The sequence below is a fragment of the Pseudomonas sp. 22082 genome (genome assembly GCF_052046055.1).
GTDB lineage: Bacteria > Pseudomonadota > Gammaproteobacteria > Pseudomonadales > Pseudomonadaceae > Aquipseudomonas > Aquipseudomonas pharyngis.
The window spans coordinates 97,153-119,991 of record NZ_JBQEQB010000002.1 but is presented as its reverse complement, the minus strand read 5'-3'; the positions used below and the strand labels follow the sequence as shown (position 1 = coordinate 119,991).

Below are 22,839 nucleotides of genomic sequence, written 5' to 3'. Positions count from 1 at the left end.
TTTGAAAACGCACAGCGGCTGCGCAAAAACTAACATTCTTTTGACGAAAGCTAACAACTAGGATGACCGACAACAAAAACAATAAGCGAGGTCAGGGAATGCAGACGTCCCTTGATGAATTCGACTACATCGTGGTCGGCGCCGGGCCGGCCGGGTGTTTGCTGGCCAATCGGCTGTCGGCCGATCCACAGCAGCGCGTGCTGTTGCTGGAGGCTGGCGGGCGCGACAACTACCCGTGGATTCACATTCCCGTGGGTTACCTGTTCTGCATCGGCAACCCGCGCACCGACTGGTGCTTCAAGACCGAAGAACAACCGGGCCTCAATGGCCGCGCGCTGAGTTATCCGCGCGGCAAAGTGCTGGGCGGCTGTTCGTCGATCAACGGCATGATCTACATGCGTGGCCAAGCCAACGACTATGACGGCTGGGCCGCCGAAGGCAATCCGGGCTGGGCCTGGAACGATGTGCTACCGCTGTTCAAACAGAGCGAAAACCATTTTGCTGGTGCGGCGGACTTTCATGGCGACAAGGGTGAATGGCGAGTCGAACGCCAGCGCCTGTCGTGGCCGATTCTCGATGCCTTCCGCAGCGCTGCCGAACAGAGCGGCATCGCCAGCATCGACGACTTCAACCAGGGCGACAACGAGGGTTGCGGCTACTTTCAGGTCAATCAGAAGGCCGGGGTGCGCTGGAATGCGGCGAAGGCGTTTCTGAAGCCGATTCGCGATCGGGCCAATCTCACCGTGCTGACTGAAGTCGAAGTGGATCGCGTTTTGTTCGAAAACGGTCGCGCTTCGAAAGTCAGCGCCCGTTGGCAGGGTCAACAAAAGAACTTCAAGGCGCGCAAGGAGATCGTGTTGTGCGCCGGCTCCGTGGGCTCGCCGAGCATTCTGCAACGCTCCGGAATCGGCCCGCGTCCGCTGCTGGAAAAGCTCGGGATCGGCGTGGTGCATGAATTGCCGGGCGTCGGCGGCAACCTGCAGGACCACCTGCAACTGCGGCTTATCTACCAACTGGAAAACGCCCGCACCCTCAACCAGATTGCCGGCAGCATGTGGGGCAAGATGGGCATGGGCCTGCGTTACCTGTACGACCGCAGCGGGCCGTTGTCGATGGCACCGAGTCAGCTGGGTGCGTTTGCCCGCTCGGGGCCGGAACAGACCTCGGCCAACCTCGAATATCACGTGCAGCCGCTGTCGCTGGAGCGTTTTGGCGAGCCGCTGCACAGCTTCCCCGCATTCACCGCGTCGGTGTGTGATTTACGGCCGCAGAGCCGGGGCCGGGTCGAGATTCGCTCAGCCGATCCGCAAACCGCGCCGCTGATCCAGCCCAATTACCTCAGCCATCCCGAAGACCTGCGTGTGGCCGCCGACGCGATTCGCCTGACCCGGCGCATCGTCAGCGCTCCCGCCTTGCAAGCCTTCAACCCGGTGGAATATCTGCCAGGCGCCAGCCTGCAAACCGAAGAACAACTGCACGAAGCGGCGGCGAAGATCGGCACGACGATTTTCCATCCGGTCGGCACCTGCCGCATGGGCAACGACGCGGACGCCGTGGTCGATGCGCAGTTGCGCGTGCATGGCGTGCCGGGGCTGCGGATTGCCGATGCGTCGATCATGCCGCGCATTACCTCGGGCAACACCTGTTCGCCTACGCTGATGATTGCTGAAAAAGCGGCACAGCTGATTCTCAACCCAACCGCCCGGAGTTTTCCCGCCGAAGAAAAAGCACTGACCGCACTCTCTTGACCAAAGGAACAGCGGCACCCGCCCACAAGGTCGGCGCCGACAGTGGAAACAACAAAAACAATCACTGTGAGGGATACCGATATGTCAGAACACGTTCAGCCTCTGGACGCCGTGCGCAGCGCGGACGCCAGCCCCGATACCCGAAAGGTCATCTTCGCCTCGTCCCTGGGGACGGTGTTCGAGTGGTATGACTTCTTCCTCTACGGCGCCCTGGCGGCGGTCATCAGCAAGCAGTTTTTCGCCGGGGTCAACGACACCACGGCGTTCATCTTTGCGCTGATGGCATTCGCCGCCGGCTTCATCGTGCGGCCGTTCGGGGCGCTGGTGTTTGGTCGGTTGGGGGACATGATCGGGCGCAAATACACCTTCCTCGCAACCATCATCCTGATGGGCGTGGCGACGTTCGCCGTGGGCCTGCTGCCGACCTACGCCAGCATCGGCATCGCCGCACCGATCATTCTGCTGATACTGCGCATGCTGCAGGGCCTGGCCCTCGGCGGCGAATACGGCGGCGCCGCGACTTACGTGGCCGAACACGCGCCAATCGGCAAGCGCGGGTTCCACACCAGCTGGATTCAATCCACCGCGACCCTTGGTCTGCTGCTGTCGCTGCTGGTGGTGCTCGGTTGCCGCTACTTCACCGGCGATCAATTCGAAGTCTGGGGCTGGCGTATTCCGTTCCTGTTGTCGATCGTGCTGCTGGGTATTTCCACCTGGATTCGCCTGAGTCTGCACGAATCGCCGGCCTATCTGAAAATGAAAGAAGAAGGCAAGGCCAGCAAGGCGCCGATCCGCGAGTCCTTCGGCAAATGGGAAAACCTCAAAGTCGTGCTGATCGCCCTGTTCAGCATCAACGCCGGGCAAGCGGTGACCTTCTACGCGGCGCAGTTTTACGTGCTGTTCTTCCTCACCCAGTTCCTGAAAATGGACCCGGCGGTGGCCAACAGTCTGCTGATCATCAGCGTGGTGATCGGCGCGCCGTTCTTCATCATTTTCGGCTGGCTGTCGGACAAGGTCGGGCGCAAACCGGTGCTGATGCTTGGCTTGCTGCTGGCCACCGCGCTGTACTTCCCGATCTTCAAATCCCTGGCCCACTACGCCAACCCGGCCATCGACCACGCCAGCCGACAGGCACCGATCACCGTGGTGGCCGACCCGGCGACCTGCACCTTCCAGTTCGATCCGGTGGGCAAGGCCAAATTCGACAGCCCGTGCGACAAGGTCAAGACCTTCCTGGTCAAGCAAGGCCTGCCCTACTCCAGCGTCGCCGCGCCGGCGGGCAGCACGGTGCAAGTGAGCGTCGGCGATGTGAAACTCGACGGCTTCGACGAGGCGGCTCTGCGCGGCGCGATCACCCTCGCCGGCTATCCGCAACAGGCTGATATGCAGCAAATCAACAAACCGATGATCGTGGCCCTGATCGTCGGCCTGATCATCATCTCGGCCATGTGCTACGGCCCGCTCGCCGCGCTGATGGTCGAACTGTTCCCGACCCGCATCCGCTACACCTCGATGTCCCTGCCGTACCACATCGGTAACGGCTGGTTCGGCGGTTTCCTGCCGACCGTGTCGTTTGCGCTGGTGGTGTACACCGGGGATATTTTCTACGGGTTGTGGTACCCGGTGCTGATTACCGGGGTGAGCCTGGTGGTGGGGATGATCTGTCTGCGTGAGACGAAGAATATCGATCTGGACAAGAACTGATTGATATTCGTGTGGCGGGGGCGCAATGCCCTCGCCACCCTGCGGAATTTCAAACCTCCGCCTCCAACAACTCAAACTTCACCTGATCGGGATAAAACGCCACGTAGTCCTTGATCTGGCTGACCGAAATCTTTGGATTTTCGTACGTCCATACCGCGTTCGCCCCTTCGTGCCCCGGCACTTGCAGACTGAAATAGTTGGCATCGCCCTTGTACGGGCAGTAGGTGGTGTGGTCGGTGCGGGCGAAGTATGTTTCGTCGATGTCTTCACGCGGGATGTAGTAGACCGGCGGGTAATTGGCTTCGAGCAGCACCAGGGCTCGGGCCGAGGCGGCGACCTGTATGCCGTGGAATTTTACCAGCAGGCAGCCAGGCTGCTCGGCAACGGTGATGACGGGACTGGGACCGGAACTTTTCATCGGTTTCTCCTGACGGCGGCGAAGGCACCGGTTCAGGTATAACCCATGTGGGGGAATCTCGTCGGATCCGCAGCCGAACGGTTTTTTCTCCGATCAGTAACAACCGTCGCTTGCGAAGGCGGCGGTTTCTGTTTTCATATCACGCGCAAAACGACCAAGACGCCCACCGACAGGAGTCATCATGCGCAAGGATTACCTGGCTTTTTTCATCTCGCTGTTCCTGTCACGGCTGGCGGATCAGATCCTGTTGTTCATCGTGCCGCTTGTGGTGTTCCAGACTACCAACAGCGCGTCCTGGGCGGGGCTTGCATTCTTCGTCGAGTCGCTGCCGCGTTTTCTCGCGTTTCCGCTATGCGGAGCCCTGTGCGACAAGTTCTCGCCCATCAGGATCCTGCACATCAGTCAGGTCTACCGTGCTCTGCTTTGCGTGCTGGCAGTAGGGCTTTATGCCGTCTTCGGCGGTATCGCGTGGCTGGTGGTGCTGTCGGCGCTATGCGGCGTGCTGACGACTCAGGGCATCATGGCCCGCGAAGTGCTGATGCCGCGTATTTTCCAACACTACAGCTACACCAAAACCCTGTCCTACTCGCAGATAGCCGACCAGACCGGACTGGTTCTGGGGCCTTTGGTGGCGGCATTGCTGCTGGAAGTTTCGGCCTGGTACTGGGTGGTGCTGTGGGTGGCCGGGCTGTTCCTGCTCGCCGACCTGAGCATGCGGGTGTGGCAACGTTTCAGCCGTATCACCCTGGAGGTGTTCGAGCAGCATCAGGACATCTGGCTGCAGCCTCTGCGCATCGCTTTCAGGCATATCCGCGAACGGGCGGAGCTGAAAAAGATCATCACACTGGCAGTGGGGGTCAACCTGATTGTCGGGGTCACCCTGGCCACTTCGGCGGCCATGGTGCTGGGTCAATACAGCGCCGGCAAGGACGACTACGCCATGCTGCAAGCGGTTGGCGCGGTGACCACCATCGTGATTCTGTTTTTCCTCGCCCGGGTGGTATTGCCGTTGCGCGTACTGGGTGGGGTTGCCTGTTCGATGCTCGCCGCCGGCGCCTTCATCAGTGCCCTGAGCCCGAACCTGGCGGGTTATGTGCTGGGTTTCCTGCTGATCGTCGGCTTCGACAAAATGTTCAACGTCTACATGCGCAGCATTCGCCAGCGAGTCATTCCACCTCAGGACTTCGGCAAGACCGTGGGCGTGGTCACCCTGCTCAACAACTTGTCGCAACCGCTGGCCGGTCTGCTGGTCGCACTGCTTGCTGCGCCATTGGGGACGCAACGTGTGATTCTGATTCTGGCCGTGCTGGCGACGCTGCTGGGCGTGGCGGCTTTCGGGTGGTTTGCCCGAGTACGTAATGCCCACGCCACGTCGATCCTCGAGACCGAGCAGTAACGGATTTCACTGTCTTAGAGCGATGTCCAAAAACAAAAAAACCGCAGCCTGCGAAGGACTGCGGTTTTTTCGTTTCAGATTTTCCGGTTTCAGATCAGGCTACGATATCGGTCGCCACCGCCTGCCCCACCACACCCACGGCGAAGTCCACCGAACCCTGGCCTGTGAGGTCAATCATCAGGCTGGTCTGGTTGGTCTGTTCGAAGTAAGTGAGGATCGCGTCCCCGGCATGCCCTGTGAAGCCGCTGACGAAGTTCAGTGTGGCTGCGCCGGTGGCGAACCCGGCGATGCCTGACAGGTCGATCTTGTCCAGGCCGCTGGTGAAATCCATGATCCAGTCCGGCGCGGTCATGGTCGAGTCGCTGGCCGCGCCGAACACGAAGGTGTCTGCGCCCTCACCACCCCACAGCGAATCACCGCCGCCACCGCCGTAAATGATGTCGTTGCCGGCACCGCCGACCAGGTCGTTGGCCGCTGCGTTGCCGATCAGCAGGTCATTGCCCGAGCCGCCAATGGCGTTTTCCACGGTCACGCCGTGAGCGATGGACACGTTGCCCACCAGACCGCCGACATCGGAGAACGACCCTTCGTTGAGGTTGATCTTCTGGTTCTGGCTGAAGCCGGAGAAATCCAGCGTGTCATTGCCGCCGCCGTCCCACACCGAGAACACCACTTTGGAAGTGTTCGAGGTGGCGCTGTAGAAGTCGCGATCGGCGTTCGAGTTGAAGCCGTACACGGTGTTGTCGGCACGGGTTTCGAAGTTGGCGCCGTAGAGTTTCTGCACCGCGACGATGTCGTCCATCAACGGTGCCGAGGCGTAGGCGCCGCTGCCGTCCTTGCTGAAGTTCTGGTCGGTGTTGGCTTCGCTCCAGTAGCTCATCAGGCTGTAGCCACGGGTGTCTTCGGCGTATTTGGCGTCGCCGTAGGTCGGGTTGCCGTTGCCGGCGTTGTAGGCGCCCGGGTGCGACAGGCCGAGGGTGTGGCCGATTTCGTGGGTCAGTGTCTGGCGCCCGTAGTTGTTGGTGTCCGGGGTCTTGTTGACCTGGTACTGATCGTTGATCAGGTACCACGACTGACCGTCGTAGCTGCTGCCCTGCGGCAGGTAGGCGAACGCCGCGCCGCCGGTGCTGACGTCGTAGTTGCCGAAAGTCATGTGGCCGTCGCCACCCTTGCCTTCGGTGAAAGTCACGTTGGCCACGTCGGACCACGATTGCATCGCCAGCACGGCCTGGGCCTTTTGCTGGGCGCTGAACTCGCTGAAGTTACCGAGTTTCGGGTTGTAGTTCGACGGTTTGTCGGTCAGGAACGTGTAGGTCAGATCAATCTTGCCGTCGGCATTCTTGTCCTGCCACGACATGCCCTTGCGCAGGATTTCGTCGGCGGCCTGGTCGGCGGTGAACGATGGTTTGCCGTTGACGGTTCCGGTGCCGCGATCGTACAGGTGGCTGAAGGTGTCGACGGCGGTGAAGGCGCTGCTGGCCTGGGAGGAAGGTTGAGACATGGTGTACGTCCTTGTTTCTGAAGAGTCAGTGTCAGACAGAAAAACGGCGATCTTCTGGCGAGATCGTCCTGTCACTCGCCCTGTTAGGCAGATTGAACCTGCCACAGCCGCCAACGCGGGCGCTAATCAATTTCTCGATAGCGTCCCGGATTGCTCCGACGGGGGCTGTCATGACCGGCAAACTATTCATCTGTATATCCATACAGATAAAAGTTGCCCCATCGCCCGAGTCAGGCCATTCTGTGCGCCTCTTCGGGCAATGATCGACGACGGTGGTTATGCGGCTGTACCTCTGTGAAAAACCTTCCCAGGCCAAGGACATTGCGGCCGTGCTCGGCGCAAAGCGTCGGGGCGACGGCTGCTGGCTGGGAACGGACGTCACGGTGACCTGGTGCATCGGCCACTTGCTGGAAACCGCACCGCCGGACGCCTACGACGCCAAATACAAGCGCTGGGTGCTGGCCGACCTGCCGATCATCCCGGACAAATGGAAAATGACCGTAAAGCCGCGTACCGCCAGCCAGTACAAGGCGGTCAAGCGCCTGCTCGGCGAGGCCAGCGAACTGATCATCGCCACCGACGCCGACCGCGAGGGCGAAATGATCGCCCGGGAGCTGGTGGAGCATTGCCGCTATCGCGGGCCGATCCGCCGCTTGTGGCTGTCGGCGCTGGATGAAGCCTCGATCCGCAAGGCGTTGGCAGCGCTCAAACCGGGCGCTGAAACCTTCAGCCTGTATCACTCGGCACTCGGGCGCTCGCGGGCGGACTGGCTGATCGGGATGAACATGAGTCGCCTGTTCACCCTGCTCGGCCGGCAATCGGGCTATCAAGGCGTGTTGCCGGTGGGCCGGGTACAGACGCCGACCTTGCGACTGGTGGTGGATCGCGACCGCAGCATTGCCGATTTCGTGCCGGTCGCGTACTGGGCCATCGACGTGCAACTGCTGCACAACGGCACGCCGTTCACGGCGCAATGGCGGGCGCCGGGCGATGCCTGTGACGATCAGGATCGCTGCCTCAATCAGGCCCTCGCCCAGCAAGCGGCCGCCGCGATCGGCAGCGCTGCCAGTGCCCGGGTGGTCAAACTGCGCACCGAGCGCATGCGCGAGGTGGCGCCCCTGCCCTTCGACCTCGGCACCTTGCAGGAAGTCTGCTCGAAGAAGCTCGGCCTCGGTGCCCAGGAAACCCTCGACATCGCCCAGGCGCTTTACGAAACCTACAAGGTCATCACCTACCCGCGCAGCGATTGCGGCTATCTGCCCCTAAGCCAGCACAGCGAGGCGCCAGGGATTCTTGCGGCGTTGCGTCAGGCCGATCCGAGCCTCGAAGCGCTGCGCGAGCATCTGGAGCCACAGCGCCGCTCCCGCGCCTGGAACGACGCCAAGGTCAGCGCCCACCACGGCATCATTCCGACCGCTGCCGCGAAAAACCTGGAGCGTCTGACCGGCAAGCACCGCGCGGTCTACACGCTGGTTCGCGCACGGTATCTGGCTCAGTTCCTGCCCAATCACGAATACGACCGCACCCAGGCCGATTTCGATTGCGCCGGGGAAGCCTTGCGCGCGGTCGGCAAGCAGATCATCGAGCCGGGCTGGAAACGCGCGTTGCCCGAAGCGCTGGCCCCGGCCAGGGGGCGTGAAGCCCCCGCGCCACAGACGCTACCGACACTGACCCAAGGCGCCGAGTGCGCCGTGGCGGACGTGAAGCTCAAGGACCTTTGGACGCAACCGCCCAAGCCCTACACCGAAGGCGACCTGATCAAGGCCATGAAGAACGTCGCCAAACTGGTGGAGGATCCGCTGCTCAAGCAGAAACTCAAGGACACCACCGGCATCGGCACCGAGGCCACCCGCGCCTCGATCATTCAAGGGTTGCTGGATCGCGGTTATCTGGTGAAAAACGGCAAGGCGCTGTCCGCCACGCCCGCCGCCTTCAGCCTGATCGACGCCGTGCCGCGGGCGATTGCCGACCCCGGGACCACGGCGATCTGGGAACAGGCGCTGGACATGGTGCAGAGCGGCGAGATGAGTCTGGAGGAGTTCGTCACCAAACAGGCCGCATGGATGAGCAAGCAAGTGACCCGTTGCGCCGGGCTGAACCTGACCATCAGCGGCCCGCCACCTGCCGGCAAAGCCGCTGCGCCATGGAAGAACAAACGCAAGACCACTCGGCGCAAAACCACCGGAACCGGCAAACGCTCGGCAAAACCGGCAGCCAAATAGCCCGCTGCACGCTACTGTTTCTGCAGTGATGGTCAGGAGGCAGCGGCATGTCTGTCATCGAACTGCGCGTCGCCCGGCGCGACGAACTGGACACCCTCGAAAACCTGATGCAGTTCTACACCTATGACTTCAGCGAGTGGCTGCCGCTGAAGCTGGGAGGACATGGTTTCTTCCCGATCCAGTTGAAAGACGATTACTGGCGCCAGCCAGCGACCCGGCCATTCCTGATCCACGTCGACGGCGAACTCGCGGGGTTCGTGACCGTGGATGACCACCTCCTCATCGAAGGCGCCGACTTCAACATCGGCTATTTCTTCGTCAGCCGGCGCTGGCGTGGCCAAGGCGTCGCGCAGTTTGTCGCCTCTGCCCTCTTGAGCCACTTGCCCGGTCGATGGCAGATTTTCCATGTCGACGCCAACCTGCCTGCACAGCGGTTCTGGGCCCGGTTCATCCCCGAGCTGAGCGGCGGCGACTTTACTCGCCAGACCAAAACCGTGGACGGCTATCCCTGCACGTTCTACTGCCTGCGCAGCCTTTCTCCCACGGCCTGAAGCCCGCCTTTTTTCATTCCAGAATGACTTTGTCCGACAATATGTAGTGACCAAAAATAATCACTACAAAACCGTTGACGGCATCGTTTTGCTTTTGCATGATGCAGACGTCTCCCCGATCGGGAGCACTGGCAACACGCTTGAGCAAGCTCGTCTGACCGCCGAGCTGTTTTTTCCGGATACACGCTGCCCACAAGGCAGATTGAAGAAGCTGACCTGGCCTGAACGTCCAGTACAAGGACGAGAAGCGCTGGCGAAAATTCTCAAGACGCTTGTGGTCGACCCTGAAAACGTCGTCAAGGAGCCTCCCGGTTTTCGCTGCTTCTCCTCGTTGTGACGCTTTTGCGTAGCAGTTATTCAACACGACTACATGCAACAGACGCATGACCCCGTACTTCACACGGGCGACCGCTGACGTCCTGGTTTCGGTGCCAGGGATCAACTAACCGATGGGCTACCTGTATTAGCGAATCAACTTTGAAAGATCACCAGACTGGTCAAGGGGCAATATGATGAATCTGAACAATCAACCTACTATCGAAGAACTGGCTCGTATGTTCGCTGCGCAAAAAGACAGCCACGACAGCCATATTCTGTGGATCAGCAAGTCGGGTCAGGTCCATATCGACTGCCTGTCGCCCCATGCTGGTGAAGAAGAGTTCGATCGGAACAACCAGAACCTGCTGGCCCGCCTGAAGATGTACCGCCGTGGCCACGGCTATGTCGGCAAGAAAGCCGCGGCCGACAAGGACTTCATCGGGAATGTTCTGCAAACGCTGAAACAGGCGTGGGACTCGATGCAGAACAAGAACGAAGTTCGGGTGATTGATCGGTTCTGCTAAGTTAAAACTTCAATAAAACAAGGGCCTGCTTCGAAAACGAAGCAGGCTCTTTTTATTGCTCGCAAAAAAAGCTCATGAACGAGTTTCCAGCACCAACTTCATAAACGCCTCAGCCGCCGCACTGTGATAGTTGTTCTTGCGCCGCAACAACGCCGCTCCCCGCTGCGGCGCTTCGCTCTCGACCCGCAACCTGCGCAACGCCCGGTCCTCGGTCGCAATCGCCTCGGGCAGCATGGTCGCAATCGGCGCATGCCGGATCACTTCCAGCAACGTACTCACCGAATTCACCTCTATCTGCACCTTGGGGGTGATGCCGTTCTGGCGGAAGTATTCATCGATCGACAGGCGCGTGAAAAAATCCGGCGCCAGCAAGGCGAAATCCAGCTGCGCAATGTCATCCGGGGTCAGCACCGAAGAGCTGTCATACAACGGATGTTCACGCCCGACCATCACCCCCAACGTCTCGACAAACGCCGGAATGCACTCAATGTCCGGATTGCGCACTGGCGTGAAGGCAATCGCAATATCCAGCGAGTCATCCGCCAACCCGGCCTCGATGTCGTCCATCGACAACTCGAAAATCTCCAGGTGAATCCCCGGATACCGCGCCACGTAATCGCGCACCAACGGCCCGACCAGGTACGCCATGAACGTCGGCGTCATGGCCAGCCGCAGCGAGCCTCGGGACAGATCCTTCACGTCATGCAACGCGCGCTTGCCCGCCTCCAGCTCCACCAGCACCCGTCGCGCGCATTCGATATAGGCCTGTCCGGCGTCCGTAGGTTTGACCGAGCGCGAGGTGCGATCAAACAGATCGACACCGAGGGTTTCTTCCAGTTGGCGGATCTGTTGCGACAAGGTCGGCTGCGACACGTGCAACGCCTCGGCCGCCCGGGTGAAGCCGCCGTGATCGGCCACGGCCAGCAGGTATCGCAAATGTCGCAGCAGCATGGACGCTCCATCTATAGGCAGTACTTATGCTTGGCATTGTATATCGGTCTTGGACGCTATGGATCAATCGGCAGAAGATGAATCCCACACAGCAAGCCAACCCCGAAAGGAGAAGCACCATGCAATCCCAAGCCTACAACGACAGCCGCATCGCCCTGACCACCCGCGCCCTGGATGCCAAGGCTCAGAAAAACCTGTCGTGGCAGGATCTGGCCGACGGCACCGGCCTGAGCCTGGCCTACGTCACCGCCGCCCTCCTCGGCCAGCATCCACTGCCCAAAGCCGCTGCCGAAGTGGTTGGCGACAAGCTTGAGCTGAGCGCCGAAGACGTCGCCGCCCTGCAAATAATCCCGCTGCGCGGCAGCCTCGACGGCGTGCCGACCGACCCGACCATCTACCGCTTCCACGAGATGATCCAGATCTACGGCACCACCCTGAAGGCGCTGGTTCACGAGCAGTTCGGCGACGGCATCATCAGCGCGATCAACTTCAAGCTCGACATCAAGAAAGTCGAAGACCCTGAAGGCGGTTCCCGCGCCGTGGTCACCCTCGACGGCAAGTTCCTCCCGCTGCGTCCGTTCTGATCCCTCCCGGGCCCGCACCCCGCGTGCGGGCCCCTCCAAACCTGATTTGCCAAGTCATCACCACATCTGTCTGGAGGCTGCCCCATGCAAAAAATTCTGTTGACCCTGGCCCTGCTCGCCGGCCTCGCCGCCCAGGCCCAGGCTGATGAAGAGGCCGTCGCCTACCGCTACGGCATGTCGCTGGACATCGCGCAAGTCGTGAGCATCACCCCGGTCGCCGACGTCTGCGGCGTAGTGCCGGTCGAAATGACTTACCTCGACAGCCACGGCGCAAAACACATTCTTCAATACAGCGAATTCGGCACCGGCTGTTCGAACTGAGAGGACACACCATGAAAAACCTGATCGAAGGCTTCCTGAAGTTCCAGAACGAGGCGTTTCCGCAACGCACCGAGCTGTTCAAACACCTGGCGACCACCCAAACCCCGGGCACCTTGTTCATCACGTGCTCCGACAGCCGTGTAATACCGGAACTGCTGACCCAGCAAGAACCCGGCGAGCTGTTCGTGATCCGCAACGCCGGCAATATCGTGCCGTCCTACAGCCCGCATCCGGGCGGGGTTTCGGCGACGGTGGAATACGCGGTGGCCGTGCTCGGCGTAACCGACATCGTGATCTGCGGCCACTCCGATTGCGGCGCGATGACCGCCATCGCCCAGTGCAAATGCATGGATCACCTGCCCGCCGTCAGCGGCTGGCTGCAACACGCCGAGTCGGCGAAAGTGGTCAACGAATCGCGGCTACACGCCAATGACGCCGCCAGGCTGAGTTCGATGGTGCGGGAAAACGTGATCGCGCAACTGGCGAATATCCAGACTCACCCGAGCGTGCGCCTGGCTCAGGAGAAAGGCCTGCTGAATCTGCATGGCTGGGTGTACGACATCGAGACCGGCTCGATCGACGCACTGAGTGCCGACCGTCGCACCTTTGTCTCGCTGGCCGAGCAACCGTCGACTTGCGCGGTGTACGGTCAGGCAGTCGATGCGGCTTGAAAACACAACGCCGCGCCCGCCATTGCGACGGGCGCGGCGTTGTTCTGTTCAGCGTTTTACGCCCAGATCGATCTGCGTCATGCGGCTGCGTACGGTGAACACGCCGTCACCGGAGAGGATCGCGCTGCGGGCAAACAGGCGGCCGCTTTCCCAGTTCGAAAGGCCCAGTTCCGGCTTGTTCAGCGCGTACTGGCCATCGACCCAACGGGTGATCCCGTTGCCCACGAACGGCGCGTTGACCGCGCTGTAGAAGCGCTCTTGAACCGCCGCGTCTTCACTGATCAGCGACACCGTGAATTGTGGGCTGTAGCGATTGAACAGCGCGATGGCCTGATCCAGATCGTCGACGATCATCAGGCTGGTTTCCGGGGTTTCTTCCCATTCCCACTCGCGGCCCAGTTGGGCTTCCGACAGCGGTTCGGCCAGGGCTTCGGTCTGGTAACCCTCGGCGCGATAGACCTCGACCGTCGCGTTCCGCCAGTCGCTCGGCAGGTAGCTTTCGCTGCCTTCGACGATATGCAATTTGCAGCCCTGGCCACGCGCGGTGCCGGCCTGCTGCAAGGCGTCGAGGAACAGCGGCACCAGTTCGGCAGCACGGTCGCGCTGGATCAGGCAGACGTTCAGCGTGTTGCAAACCTTGCGATCCAGCGAGTTGCGCACCACAGCGGCAAAGCGCTTGGCGTCCGCCTCGCGGTCGGCGATCAGCCACGCGCCACCAGTGCCGTGCAGGCTGACGGCGGTGCCGGCCTGCTGGGCGATGCTGCCCAACTGGCTGACCGCACGCCCCGAACCACGAGCCACCGCCAGCGACAGACGCCGGTCGGCGAACATCGCCCAACCGGCGGCGTGGTTGACGCTCTCCACCAGCGACACCGCACCGGCCGGCAGACCGGCATCGACCAACGCCGGGTTCAGGGCGTGGCTGACGATGGCTTGCGCGGTACCCAGCGCATCGCTGCCAATACGCAGCACGGCGGTGTTGCCGGTGCGCAACACGCCTGCGGCGTCGGCGAAGACGTTTGGCCGGCCTTCGAACACGAACGCGACGATGCCCAGCGGCGACACTACCTGCTCGACCTTCCAGCCGTCATGTTCGACGCTGCTGATGACTTTGCCGCGGGTGGCCGGCGCATCACGCCAGGCCCGCAGGCCGGCGATCATGTCGCGGCGCATGCGCTCGTCGGCGAGCAAGCGGGTAGTGGAACGGCCGCGCGCCTTGGCCCGTTCGATGTCGGCGAGGTTGGCGGTTTCGATCAGTGCCCAGGCGTCCGGGTTTTCCAGACGTTGGGCAAACAGATCGAAGAAGCGGCTGATGGCCTCGTCCGACACCGCGGACAACGCGGTAAACGCCACCGCTGCACGCTCGATTGCCACCGAGGCTGCCTGCTGATCCGCCACCGGAATCAGCAACAGCTCGCCGCTCACCTGCTCCACCAGCAGATGGTCGCCGGGTCGGAAACGCTCGGCCAGTTCGGGGCTGACCACGGTGACGCGGTTACCGGCGAAAGGGATAGGCGTGCCAGCGACGAGACGTTCGAGCGCGAGAGACATGGAGCGGATTCACCATATTGAGGGCGGCCGGAAAATGTATAGGTTGGCCTCCCTCAACGCAACACGGGTTCAGAACACCGACCAGCCAATCCGCGAACTGAGCATTTCCAGCGCCGCCATCCCCGCCAGCGAATTGCCCGCCGCGTTCAGCTCCGGCGACCACACGCACACCGTGAACTGCCCCGGCACCACCGCGACGATACCGCCACCGACGCCGCTCTTGCCCGGCAGACCAACGCGGTAGGCGAAGTTGCCCGCCTCGTCGTACAGGCCGCTGGTGGCCATGATCGAGTTGACTTGCTGGGTCTGGCGGCGAGTAAGAATCTGCTCGCCGCTGTGTTTGCAGAAGCCGTCGTTGGCCAGGAAACAAAAGGCCCGGGCCAGATCGATGCAGTTCATGCGCAACGCGCAGTGGCTGAAGTAGCTGCGCAGCACCGCTTCAACGTCGTTGTGGAAATTGCCGAAGGATTGCATCAGGTACGCCATCGCTGCGTTGCGCGCGCGGTGCTGGTATTCGGAGTCGGCGACCTTGCCGTCGACCATCACCTGCGGATTGCCCGACAGCCGCCGCACGAAGTCGCGCATCGACAAGGCCGGTGCGGCAAAACGTGACTGGTTGATGTCGCAGATCACCAGCGCCCCGGCATTGATGAACGGATTGCGTGGGCGGCCGCGTTCGAATTCCAGCTGCACCAGCGAGTTGAACGGCTGGCCGGACGGCTCGTGGCCCAGGCGTTCCCAGATCGCCTCGCCGGAATGTTCGATGGCCTGCACCAGGCTGAATACCTTGGAAATACTCTGCACCGAGAACGGCGTCTCGGCGTCGCCGGCGCAATACATCTCGCCGTCGTTGCCATACACGGCGATGCCCAGTTGATTGGCCGGCACGGTGCCGAGGGCGGGAATGTAGTCAGCCACTTTGCCCTGCCCGATCAGGGGCCGGACAGCGTCAAGGATCTCGTTCAACAGCGCTTGCATGCCGGGTCTCGAAGTCTCGCCCCATGGGATTGCGGGGACACGGTGGCTAGACGCTGCGCCCGGCAATCGAATCACACCGGCGCTGTGTATCGCAGTGTGTACGGCCCGACGCCCGACACATCCCGCGCACAAATCCGGCCCTTTGCGACACATCCGCGATACAGCCTGACGCTCAAATACGCCTGTCGATCGGCAACCCCGATCAAGCCTTTGAACTCACCTATCGCATTGGAGATTCACCATGACCAAGCTCTCGAAAACCTCCCTGACGCTCGGCCTTCTGCTTGCCGGTGGCCTGGCTCTGTCCAACGCGGCTTCGGCCTCGGAAGCGTTCAGCGTCAAGCAACTGGATCACGGCTACAGCCAGACCCAGGCCAAAGCCGACTCGGCGGAAAAAACCTCGGAAGGCAAATGCGGCGAAGGCAAGTGCGGCGCCGGCGAGTAACCCTTTTCATGGGGCACGCCGGTGCCCCGTTTTCCCCTTGAATGAATGGAGCCTTGCCATGACCACAGCTCTCTCGTCGGCCGTCAAAGGCCTGCACTGGAACCTCGACCGCGCCGGCCAGTGGCTCGCGCCGCTGACCTTGCGCCTGTTCATCGCCTGGGAGTTTTTCGAATCGGGGCTGGAGAAATTCAACGGCCAGAACTGGTTCGAAGACATTCAGGAGCGGTTCCCGTTTCCCTTCGACCACTTGCCGGCCACGCTGAACTGGGAACTGTCGATGTGGGCCGAGCTGATCTGCGCGCTGGCGATCCTGATCGGATTCGGCACGCGGATTTCGGCGATTTCGCTGATTGTCGTGACCGTCGTCGCCACCGCTGCCGTGCACTGGCCGGCGGACTGGTCATCGTTGAGTGAACTGGCCCAGGGTTATGCGATCACCAACAAGGGCTTCGGAAACTTCAAACTGCCGGCGATTTACTTGGCTGCGCTGCTGCCGCTGGTGTTTGCCGGGGCCGGCAAGTTGAGCGTGGATGCGTGGCTGGCGCGGTTTTTCTGGAAACGCGCCAGCCACTGAGGATCAATGCGCCCGGTCCAGCCCGGCCAGCAACGCACTGTCCCGGCTGTAGATGTCCGGCGCGTAGAGCACACGCCCCTGGCCATCGACCTGTGCGGTCCAGTAAGTCATGAGGATCGGCACCGGATTGCTCAGGCGGAATTCATGGGTGGTGCCGGTGGCCAACAAGGTGTCGGTGCGCGCCTTTTCCGCCGGGCTGAGCAGGAAATCGCGCAGCTTCATCGGATGCTCGACCCGCACGCAGCCGGAGCTGAACGCCCGTGGCCCCTTGTCGAACAGCGCCTTGCTCGGCGTGTCGTGCAGGTACACCGAGAACGGGTTGGGGAACCGAATGACCATTTGCCCCAGCGGGTTGCGTGGCCCGGCGTCCTGACGCAGGAGGATGTTGCCGGGGTTGTCCCAGTCGATGTCGGCGGCGGCCAGCGGCTGGCCGTTGGCGTCGAGCACTTGCAGGTTCTGGCGGCTGAGGAAGGTCTGATCCTTGCGGATCTCCGGCAGCTTGTCTTCCTTCCAGATGGTCGGCGGCACGGTCCAGGTCGGGTTCAGCGTCAGGCGCGTGACCCGGGATTTGAGCAGCGGGGTCTGGCGTTCGGCGCGCCCGACCTGGGTGCGGGTCTGCCACACCGGCAGGCCGCCCTGATAAAGCGTCAGCTCGGCAGCGGCGACGTTGACCAGCAAACCGTCCGGCTCCATGTCCTGGGCCATCCAGCGGAAACGTTCTAGGTTGACCCGCAATTGTTCACGGCGAGTCAGCGGACTGATGTTGAGTTCGGCAATCGTTCCCGGCCCGACCACCCCGTCGGCCTGCAACGAATGGTTGGCCTGAAAACGCTTCACCGCCTCCACCAATACGCCGTGATAAGCGTTGTCCGGCGTGCCGACCACACTGCTCAGATAACCTTCGCTGTAGAGCCGGCGGGCCAGTTCCGGCACGCGTTTGTCTTCCATGTCCGGACGCAGCAACGGGCCGTTGCCCACCGACGTCCACTGAGGCAGGGCTTGCAGGCGCTGCGCGGCATACAGATGACGCAGGTTCTGGTACTGCGCCAACTGCGGCCGGGCCAGATCGAAGGCGGCGGGAACGTTGTGCACGCCCGGCACGGCGATCGCCAACAATTCAGCCTGACGGTCGCGAGGCGTTTCGTCGGAATGCCACAGCGGTTCGAAGTGCGATTGCAACAGGCGGCCGTAATGCAGATCCTGCAGGGCTTGCAGGTAGTAACGGCTGATCTCGATATCGGCGCACAGTTCGCCGTCCTGCGGCGCGGTGAGCGCTACCGGATAGCGTTTCGGGTTCAGGCCATCGTCGGCCAACAGCTGCAATTGCGCATGCAAGGCCGGCAATTGCCCGCCATCGGCCCACACCGGCAGCCAGTCCTGCTGCTGGTAGAACGCGCGCAACTGATCCAGCGCCGGGCCGTTGAGACTGGTGCCGATCGTCGGGCACGCCTGGGGCAGGCTGATCAGCGCAGCCTGCAACGGGCTCTGCGGTTCGATGGGCATTTCCGTCGGCACGGGCGGCAGCGTCGGAAGTTCCGGCAACGGTTCCTCGGCGCAAGCGACAAACGGCGCAGCGAGCAAACAAATGCTCAAGTAGCATGCGTACTTTTTGAACAACTGCTTTACTCCAATCCATGGCCGTCTTGATTGACGGTCAACCTTACCTCAGGTGCGGTGAACAGTCAGGCCCGATTCGCGGGTCTGCCGGGGTCGACTGGACGTCAGGAGCCTAAGTGCCAAACAAGTAGCAAGTGGAGACTCACTTTAAATGTTGACGTTTTTGCGCCGACTTCTGCTGACTGCCACCGCCCTTGGCGTGCTGACCAGCCCAGCCTTTGCCGCCGGCACCTCTTCGCCGGTTCTCTACACCAGCCTCGCGCACGCCGCTCCGGAACTCAATCCCCAGGCGCTGAAAGGTGCCTTGAGCGCCATGCAATGTGCGATCAACAACGGCGCGAAGCAGTCTCGTCATCTGGCGATCATCGACTATTCGCAGCCGTCCACCGAGCGCCGGTTGTGGATCTTCGACCTGACCCGGAAAAAACTGGTGCTGCGCGATCTGGTCGCCCACGGCTCGAACTCCGGGGAAAACTTCGCCACCCGGTTCTCCAACCGTGAAGGCAGTTTCCAGTCCAGCCTCGGCCTGTTCCGGACCCAGGAAAGTTACCAGGGCACCCACGGTTACTCGCTGCGCATGGACGGTCTGGAACCGGGCATCAACGACATGGCCCGCGACCGCGCCATCGTGATCCATGCCGCCGACTACGTGAACCCGTTCTGGAGCAAACGTACCGGCCGCTTGGGCCGCAGCCAGGGTTGCCCGGCGGTGCGACCGCAGGTTGCCAAACGGGTGATCGACAGCTTGAAGAACGGCCAATTCATGTTCTCCTGGTACCCGGATCAGCAGTGGCTGAAATCCTCGCCGTACCTCAACTGCCAGCCACAACAGATCGCGAGCATTCTCAGCACTCACGCCAGCTGAATACGCTGTGGGAGTGCGCTGGCTCCCACAGGTTCGGTTTATTACAGATTTGTCATCGAGTTGTCGGTTTGCCGAGCGGATCGCCCGGTAGCTTGAAGTTGTCCCGGCCAGAACGCCGATCAACTTCAACGATTCGAGTGACCCATCATGAAAACCCTGATCCTCGCCTTCACCGCCCTCCTCGCCACCGGTTCCGTGTTCGCCGCACCTGCGCCGGACGCTGCCGTCATTCATGACAAAACCGGCTTCTTCGTGCACCTGGATGTCGACAAAGTCCTCTCCAGCACCGATATTTCCCAGGCCTGCGGCGTGATCCCCGCGCAGCTCGACTACCTCGACCACCAGGGCCGTGAACATGTGCTGGACTATCAAGTGCAAGGCAGCGGCTGCACCAACGACCATTGAGGCGCAGTAGCCATGAATATCCTTGTTGTCGAAGACGAACCGAAGGCCGGCAATTACTTGCTCAACGGCCTGCAGGAACTGGGCTACAGCGTGAGCCTGGCCCGGGACGGCGCCGACGGTCTGCACCTGGCGCTGGAATTCGACTTCGACGTGATCGTGCTGGACGTGATGATGCCGAAAATGGATGGCTGGGAAGTGCTGCGCCGGCTGCGCAAGGAAACCGACACGCCGGTGCTGTTCCTGACTGCCCGCGACGACATCGCCGACCGGGTCAAAGGCCTGGAACTGGGCGCCGACGATTACCTGATCAAGCCGTTTTCCTTCGCCGAACTGGTGGCGCGCCTGCGCACCCTGACCCGGCGCGGGCCGATCCATGAAGATGAGCAATTGCAGGTGGCCGATCTGCAGATCGACGTGCTCAAGCGTCGGGTCAGCCGCGCCGGCAACCGGATCACCCTGACCAACAAGGAATTCGCCCTGCTGCAACTGTTCGCCACCCACACAGGGCAAGTGCTGTCGCGCTCGCTGATCGCCTCGCGAGTGTGGGACATGAATTTCGACAGCGACACCAACGTGGTCGATGTCGCCGTGCGCCGCCTGCGGGCGAAAATCGACGATCCGTTCCCGCTCAAGCTGATCCACAGCGTGCGCGGCATCGGCTACCGCTTCGATACCCAGCCATGAAAGTCGCCGGCACGTATTCCCTGACCTTGCGCCTGGCGCTGGTCTTCGCCGTGCTTGCCTTCGCCGCTCTGGCAGGCCTGGGCGCGGCACTGTACAACCAGCTGGAAGCAGCTCTGATTCGCCGCGACGACATCCAGTTGGTCAGTCGCGTCGATCAGTTGCGCACCTTCCTCAACGACAGCAACACCCTGGAGCTGATCAAGAACAAGCCGGCGCTGTTTCAGAACATGCTCGGCAACCGCGAAGCCTTGCTGACCATCGGCGCCCCCGGCCAGCCGCCGCTGCTGGTGGTCAACCCCGGCAACCTCGCCACCCCGAACTTGCCCGCCGTACCGATCGATCATCCGATGGCCCTGAGCGATGTACAGCACTTGCCGAGCGTCGACGGTGTGCCGTTTTCGGCGGTGGCGGCGACCATCGACTCAGGCGATCTGGGCAACCTGCAGGTGCTCACCGGACGCCTGATGACCGAGCGCACGGCAATGCTCGCCAATTACCGGCTCAGCGTGTACGGCCTCGCGTCACTGGCAGCGATTGTGCTGGCGCTGGTGGGTTGCCTGCTGGTGTATCGCGGTTTGCTGCCATTGCGGCGGATTGCCCGGCATGCCCACGGGATCGGCATCGCCAACCTCGGCGAACGCCTCGACCGCCAAGGCACGCCTCGTGAATTGCAGCCGATGATCGAAGCCTTCAATGCGATGCTGGACCGGCTCGACCGAGGGGTTGCGCAACTGAGCCAGGTCTCCACCGACATGGCCCACGAACTGCGCACGCCGATCAACAACCTGCTCGGTGAAACTCAGGTTGCCCTGCAACAGAATCGCAGCGTCGACGCCTATCAACAGTTGCTCGCCTCCAACGTCGAAGAACTCGAACGGCTGGCGCGGATGCTCGACAACATGCTGTTTCTCGCCCGCACCGACCCGGCCAGCGCGCTGAGTCAGCGTCAGGAACTGGACGCCGGTGATGAGATGCAACGCATTGCCGATTACTTCGAAGGGCTGGCCGCCGATGTCGGCGTCACCATCGAGGCCAGTGGCAGCGGTGTGATCTGGGCAGAGCCGATGCTGCTGCGCCGGGCCCTGGCCAATCTGTGCGCCAATGCGATCAAGTATGGCGCGGCGGATTCGACGTTGCAGGTCGAGGCCGTGGCTGAAGCGGACGGCAGTTATCTGCGGGTACGCAATCAGGGCGCGACCATTCCTGCCGAACACCTGTCGCGGCTGTTCGAACGCTTCTACCGCGTCGATCCGTCCCGCGAGCGCTCGGCCCAATCCAACGGACTGGGCCTGTCGATTGTCGCGACCATCATGCAATTGCATCAGGGCCGCTACAGCGTCAGCAGCGCCGACGGCATCACCTGCTTTGAACTGTTCTTTCCGGCACGGGAGACGCGAGACGCAGGTGTGTGAAGGCACCGAGCGCAAACGCCGCGAACATCAATGCCGAGGCCACGCCGAAAGTCATGTGCAAGCCGGCCGCAATAACTTCGGCCGGTGCCTGAGTCGGATCGTCCGTGGCCAGTGCAAACACCGCGCCCATCGCCGCCGCCCCGGTGATCAACCCCAGATTGCGCGACAGCCCGAGCATGGCCGAGACCACGCCGCGCTGATCCTGAGCAACGCCGGACATCAACCCGGTGTTGTTGGCGGCCTGGAACAGCGCATAACTCAAGGCCACCACCGTGATCGGCAGCACGTATGCAAGCACTCCGAAACTCACCGGAAACAGCGCCAACAAACCGCAACCGCAGGCCAGGCCGAACAACGCACCCGGCACCATCCGCCGCGCGCCGAAATGATCCACCAGCCGCCCGGCCGGTACGCCGCTGAATGCCGCCAGCAACGGCCCGATCGACAACACCAGTCCGACCTGAGTGCTGGTGAGCCCCAAACCTCGGCTCAGGTAAAACGGCCCGACCACCAGCGTGGTCATCATCACCGTGGTCACCAGCAAGGTCAGCGCCAGACTGCTGCTGATTCGCGTGTCGGTGAACAATGACAGGTGAATCAGCGGCGCCTTGCTCCGCTTCTCGACCAGGATGAACAACCCCACGCCCAACAGGCTGAGCAACAGCAACGTCGGGGTAAGTCCTTCGATTGTCATCGCCAGCGCATAAGCCGCCAGCGTCAGCATCAACACGGCGGTGCCGGGATAATCAAATGCAACACCCGAGCGCACGATCCGATCCTTCGGCAAATAGCGATACACCAGCCACGCATTGAGCAAGCCCAACGGCACGTTGATCACAAAAATCGACTGCCAGCCGACATACGCCATCAACAGCCCGCCGAGCGACGGCCCGAGGGTCGTGCCGGTGGCCGACATCGTAGCCAGCAAGCCCATCGCACTGCCGGCTCGGGATTTGGGTACCGCGTCGGCCACCAGCGCCACCGTCAACGCGAACATGATCGCCGCGCCCAGGCCCTGCACCGCCCGCGCACCGATCAGCCAGCCAAGGCTCGGCGCCAGTGCGCAGGCCAGCGAAGCAGCGGTAAAGATGCCGATGCCGATCAACAGCAAACGCCGCCGCCCGAAGCCGTCACCCAGTCGCCCGACGCTGACAATCAACGTGGTGACCGCCAGCAGATAGGCCAGCACGATCCACTGCACCTGTTGAAAGGTCGCATCGAACGCCGCCGCCAGCGTGGGCAATCCGGAGTTGGCGATGCTGGTGTCGAGCGACGGCATCAGCATCGACAGCGCCAGACTGGTCAGCGCCCAGCGGGCTGAAGGGCTCAGGGGTTCTCGGTGCATGGGAGGCTCACAAGGCAGAAGTCATGGGACATAGCCTGAGCCTCGACAATACAA

The 22,839-nt window shown here is 62.0% G+C and carries 23 protein-coding genes; 15 read left to right on the top strand and 8 right to left on the bottom strand.

Features of this window, described 5'->3' with window-relative positions; all coding sequences use genetic code 11:
- The first annotated feature begins 98 nt into the window (after positions 1-98).
- Both ACTJK9_RS03055 and ACTJK9_RS03050 read left to right on the top strand, forming a co-directional pair.
- Positions 99-1,748, top strand: coding sequence for a GMC family oxidoreductase (locus ACTJK9_RS03055; RefSeq protein WP_440812027.1), 1,650 nt, complete (start codon positions 99-101; stop codon positions 1,746-1,748).
- An 81-nt stretch (positions 1,749-1,829) separates the two neighbouring features.
- Positions 1,830-3,452 carry an MFS transporter gene (locus ACTJK9_RS03050; protein WP_440812024.1) on the top strand — a complete coding sequence of 541 codons (1,623 nt, stop codon included), beginning with the start codon at positions 1,830-1,832 and terminating at the stop codon, positions 3,450-3,452.
- A gap of 49 nt (positions 3,453-3,501) precedes the next feature.
- Here ACTJK9_RS03050 and ACTJK9_RS03045 read toward each other — a convergent pair whose 3' ends face one another.
- Positions 3,502-3,870, bottom strand: a complete 369-nt coding sequence (locus ACTJK9_RS03045; protein WP_085610637.1) for a DUF427 domain-containing protein — start codon at positions 3,868-3,870, stop codon at positions 3,502-3,504.
- 181 nt (positions 3,871-4,051) lie between these two features.
- Between ACTJK9_RS03045 and ACTJK9_RS03040 the strand changes: the two genes are divergently transcribed.
- Positions 4,052-5,266: an MFS transporter gene (locus tag ACTJK9_RS03040; RefSeq protein ID WP_221397590.1), complete on the top strand. Its 1,215-nt coding sequence runs from the start codon at positions 4,052-4,054 to the stop codon at positions 5,264-5,266.
- A gap of 94 nt (positions 5,267-5,360) precedes the next feature.
- On the opposite strand, the gene ACTJK9_RS03035 is transcribed toward ACTJK9_RS03040, so the two are convergent.
- A complete protein-coding gene (locus tag ACTJK9_RS03035) occupies positions 5,361-6,767 on the bottom strand; it encodes a serralysin family metalloprotease (RefSeq protein WP_221397591.1) in 1,407 nt (468 codons plus the stop codon).
- Between the two features lie 278 nt (positions 6,768-7,045).
- Here ACTJK9_RS03035 and ACTJK9_RS03030 point away from each other — a divergent pair, with 278 nt between their 5' ends.
- Entirely contained in the window at positions 7,046-8,989 is a 1,944-nt protein-coding gene (locus ACTJK9_RS03030) for a DNA topoisomerase III (RefSeq protein WP_440812019.1), read from the top strand.
- 47 nt (positions 8,990-9,036) lie between these two features.
- Positions 9,037-9,540 carry a GNAT family N-acetyltransferase gene (locus tag ACTJK9_RS03025; protein ID WP_440812017.1) on the top strand — a complete coding sequence of 168 codons (504 nt, stop codon included), beginning with the start codon at positions 9,037-9,039 and terminating at the stop codon, positions 9,538-9,540.
- 13 nt (positions 9,541-9,553) lie between these two features.
- On the opposite strand, the gene ACTJK9_RS03020 is transcribed toward ACTJK9_RS03025, so the two are convergent.
- Positions 9,554-9,925, bottom strand: coding sequence for a hypothetical protein (locus ACTJK9_RS03020; protein ID WP_064597467.1), 372 nt, complete (start codon positions 9,923-9,925; stop codon positions 9,554-9,556).
- Between the two features lie 127 nt (positions 9,926-10,052).
- On the opposite strand from ACTJK9_RS03020, the gene ACTJK9_RS03015 reads away from it, so the two are divergent.
- The gene (locus ACTJK9_RS03015; protein ID WP_047293552.1) at positions 10,053-10,382 is read left to right on the top strand and encodes a hypothetical protein; all 330 of its coding nucleotides are present in this window, start codon (positions 10,053-10,055) and stop codon (positions 10,380-10,382) included.
- A 72-nt stretch (positions 10,383-10,454) separates the two neighbouring features.
- On the opposite strand, the gene cynR is transcribed toward ACTJK9_RS03015, so the two are convergent.
- A complete protein-coding gene (gene cynR / locus ACTJK9_RS03010; RefSeq protein WP_440812013.1) occupies positions 10,455-11,333 on the bottom strand; it encodes a transcriptional regulator CynR in 879 nt (292 codons plus the stop codon).
- A 119-nt stretch (positions 11,334-11,452) separates the two neighbouring features.
- On the opposite strand from cynR, the gene cynS reads away from it, so the two are divergent.
- The 3 genes from cynS to ACTJK9_RS02995 all read left to right on the top strand — a co-directional run bounded on the left by cynS (position 11,453) and on the right by ACTJK9_RS02995 (position 12,909).
- Positions 11,453-11,917 carry a cyanase gene (gene cynS / locus ACTJK9_RS03005; protein WP_011334741.1) on the top strand — a complete coding sequence of 155 codons (465 nt, stop codon included), beginning with the start codon at positions 11,453-11,455 and terminating at the stop codon, positions 11,915-11,917.
- 84 nt (positions 11,918-12,001) lie between these two features.
- Complete coding sequence (locus ACTJK9_RS03000) at positions 12,002-12,238, top strand: DUF2790 domain-containing protein (protein ID WP_064597472.1); 237 nt, start codon at positions 12,002-12,004, stop codon at positions 12,236-12,238.
- Positions 12,239-12,249: 11 nt separating this feature from the next.
- Positions 12,250-12,909: a carbonic anhydrase gene (locus ACTJK9_RS02995; RefSeq protein WP_440812010.1), complete on the top strand. Its 660-nt coding sequence runs from the start codon at positions 12,250-12,252 to the stop codon at positions 12,907-12,909.
- 48 nt (positions 12,910-12,957) lie between these two features.
- On the opposite strand, the gene ACTJK9_RS02990 is transcribed toward ACTJK9_RS02995, so the two are convergent.
- Positions 12,958-14,460 carry an aldehyde dehydrogenase family protein gene (locus ACTJK9_RS02990; protein WP_440812006.1) on the bottom strand — a complete coding sequence of 501 codons (1,503 nt, stop codon included), beginning with the start codon at positions 14,458-14,460 and terminating at the stop codon, positions 12,958-12,960.
- Between the two features lie 69 nt (positions 14,461-14,529).
- Complete coding sequence (glsB, locus tag ACTJK9_RS02985; protein WP_440812003.1) at positions 14,530-15,438, bottom strand: glutaminase B; 909 nt, start codon at positions 15,436-15,438, stop codon at positions 14,530-14,532.
- Positions 15,439-15,679: 241 nt separating this feature from the next.
- On the opposite strand from glsB, the gene ACTJK9_RS02980 reads away from it, so the two are divergent.
- Both ACTJK9_RS02980 and ACTJK9_RS02975 read left to right on the top strand, forming a co-directional pair.
- Positions 15,680-15,883 carry an HvfA family oxazolone/thioamide-modified RiPP metallophore gene (locus tag ACTJK9_RS02980; protein ID WP_007950576.1) on the top strand — a complete coding sequence of 68 codons (204 nt, stop codon included), beginning with the start codon at positions 15,680-15,682 and terminating at the stop codon, positions 15,881-15,883.
- 58 nt (positions 15,884-15,941) lie between these two features.
- Positions 15,942-16,457, top strand: a complete 516-nt coding sequence (locus ACTJK9_RS02975; RefSeq protein ID WP_440811999.1) for an HvfX family Cu-binding RiPP maturation protein — start codon at positions 15,942-15,944, stop codon at positions 16,455-16,457.
- 3 nt (positions 16,458-16,460) lie between these two features.
- Here ACTJK9_RS02975 and ACTJK9_RS02970 read toward each other — a convergent pair whose 3' ends face one another.
- The gene (locus tag ACTJK9_RS02970; RefSeq protein ID WP_440811996.1) at positions 16,461-18,074 is read right to left on the bottom strand and encodes a L,D-transpeptidase family protein; all 1,614 of its coding nucleotides are present in this window, start codon (positions 18,072-18,074) and stop codon (positions 16,461-16,463) included.
- A gap of 151 nt (positions 18,075-18,225) precedes the next feature.
- Between ACTJK9_RS02970 and ACTJK9_RS02965 the strand changes: the two genes are divergently transcribed.
- The 4 genes from ACTJK9_RS02965 (at position 18,226) to ACTJK9_RS02950 (ending at position 21,440) form a co-directional block, all read left to right on the top strand.
- Positions 18,226-18,939 (top strand): murein L,D-transpeptidase catalytic domain family protein, encoded by a 714-nt coding sequence (locus tag ACTJK9_RS02965; RefSeq protein ID WP_064597485.1) that lies wholly within the window; start codon positions 18,226-18,228, stop codon positions 18,937-18,939.
- Positions 18,940-19,086: 147 nt separating this feature from the next.
- Positions 19,087-19,344, top strand: coding sequence for a DUF2790 domain-containing protein (locus ACTJK9_RS02960; protein ID WP_064597487.1), 258 nt, complete (start codon positions 19,087-19,089; stop codon positions 19,342-19,344).
- A gap of 12 nt (positions 19,345-19,356) precedes the next feature.
- A complete protein-coding gene (locus ACTJK9_RS02955) occupies positions 19,357-20,028 on the top strand; it encodes a heavy metal response regulator transcription factor (protein WP_236189051.1) in 672 nt (223 codons plus the stop codon).
- Positions 20,025-21,440 (top strand): heavy metal sensor histidine kinase, encoded by a 1,416-nt coding sequence (locus ACTJK9_RS02950; RefSeq protein ID WP_440811992.1) that lies wholly within the window; start codon positions 20,025-20,027, stop codon positions 21,438-21,440. The genes ACTJK9_RS02955 and ACTJK9_RS02950 overlap by 4 nt, the downstream gene beginning before the upstream one ends.
- On the opposite strand, the gene ACTJK9_RS02945 is transcribed toward ACTJK9_RS02950, so the two are convergent.
- Entirely contained in the window at positions 21,385-22,785 is a 1,401-nt protein-coding gene (locus tag ACTJK9_RS02945; protein ID WP_085610652.1) for an MFS transporter, read from the bottom strand. The genes ACTJK9_RS02950 and ACTJK9_RS02945 overlap by 56 nt on opposite strands.
- Positions 22,786-22,839: the final 54 nt, after the last annotated feature.

What these genes read in the sequence shown, in the direction of transcription:
- ACTJK9_RS02990 (WP_440812006.1), bottom strand. Translation starts at nt 14,460, where the DNA reads ATGTCTCTCGCGCTCGAACGTCTCGTCGCTGGCACGCCTATCCCTTTC.
- ACTJK9_RS03040 (WP_221397590.1), top strand. Translation starts at nt 4,052, where the DNA reads ATGCGCAAGGATTACCTGGCTTTTTTCATCTCGCTGTTCCTGTCACGG.
- ACTJK9_RS02980 (WP_007950576.1), top strand. Translation starts at nt 15,680, where the DNA reads ATGACCAAGCTCTCGAAAACCTCCCTGACGCTCGGCCTTCTGCTTGCC.
- ACTJK9_RS03000 (WP_064597472.1), top strand. Translation starts at nt 12,002, where the DNA reads ATGCAAAAAATTCTGTTGACCCTGGCCCTGCTCGCCGGCCTCGCCGCC.
- ACTJK9_RS02995 (WP_440812010.1), top strand. Translation starts at nt 12,250, where the DNA reads ATGAAAAACCTGATCGAAGGCTTCCTGAAGTTCCAGAACGAGGCGTTT.
- ACTJK9_RS03025 (WP_440812017.1), top strand. Translation starts at nt 9,037, where the DNA reads ATGTCTGTCATCGAACTGCGCGTCGCCCGGCGCGACGAACTGGACACC.
- ACTJK9_RS03050 (WP_440812024.1), top strand. Translation starts at nt 1,830, where the DNA reads ATGTCAGAACACGTTCAGCCTCTGGACGCCGTGCGCAGCGCGGACGCC.
- ACTJK9_RS02960 (WP_064597487.1), top strand. Translation starts at nt 19,087, where the DNA reads ATGAAAACCCTGATCCTCGCCTTCACCGCCCTCCTCGCCACCGGTTCC.
- ACTJK9_RS02955 (WP_236189051.1), top strand. Translation starts at nt 19,357, where the DNA reads ATGAATATCCTTGTTGTCGAAGACGAACCGAAGGCCGGCAATTACTTG.
- cynR (WP_440812013.1), bottom strand. Translation starts at nt 11,333, where the DNA reads ATGCTGCTGCGACATTTGCGATACCTGCTGGCCGTGGCCGATCACGGC.
- cynS (WP_011334741.1), top strand. Translation starts at nt 11,453, where the DNA reads ATGCAATCCCAAGCCTACAACGACAGCCGCATCGCCCTGACCACCCGC.
- ACTJK9_RS03045 (WP_085610637.1), bottom strand. Translation starts at nt 3,870, where the DNA reads ATGAAAAGTTCCGGTCCCAGTCCCGTCATCACCGTTGCCGAGCAGCCT.
- glsB (WP_440812003.1), bottom strand. Translation starts at nt 15,438, where the DNA reads ATGCAAGCGCTGTTGAACGAGATCCTTGACGCTGTCCGGCCCCTGATC.
- ACTJK9_RS03020 (WP_064597467.1), bottom strand. Translation starts at nt 9,925, where the DNA reads ATGCGTCTGTTGCATGTAGTCGTGTTGAATAACTGCTACGCAAAAGCG.
- ACTJK9_RS03055 (WP_440812027.1), top strand. Translation starts at nt 99, where the DNA reads ATGCAGACGTCCCTTGATGAATTCGACTACATCGTGGTCGGCGCCGGG.
- ACTJK9_RS02950 (WP_440811992.1), top strand. Translation starts at nt 20,025, where the DNA reads ATGAAAGTCGCCGGCACGTATTCCCTGACCTTGCGCCTGGCGCTGGTC.
- ACTJK9_RS02975 (WP_440811999.1), top strand. Translation starts at nt 15,942, where the DNA reads ATGACCACAGCTCTCTCGTCGGCCGTCAAAGGCCTGCACTGGAACCTC.
- ACTJK9_RS03030 (WP_440812019.1), top strand. Translation starts at nt 7,046, where the DNA reads ATGCGGCTGTACCTCTGTGAAAAACCTTCCCAGGCCAAGGACATTGCG.
- ACTJK9_RS02965 (WP_064597485.1), top strand. Translation starts at nt 18,226, where the DNA reads ATGTTGACGTTTTTGCGCCGACTTCTGCTGACTGCCACCGCCCTTGGC.
- ACTJK9_RS02945 (WP_085610652.1), bottom strand. Translation starts at nt 22,785, where the DNA reads ATGCACCGAGAACCCCTGAGCCCTTCAGCCCGCTGGGCGCTGACCAGT.
- ACTJK9_RS03035 (WP_221397591.1), bottom strand. Translation starts at nt 6,767, where the DNA reads ATGTCTCAACCTTCCTCCCAGGCCAGCAGCGCCTTCACCGCCGTCGAC.
- ACTJK9_RS03015 (WP_047293552.1), top strand. Translation starts at nt 10,053, where the DNA reads ATGAATCTGAACAATCAACCTACTATCGAAGAACTGGCTCGTATGTTC.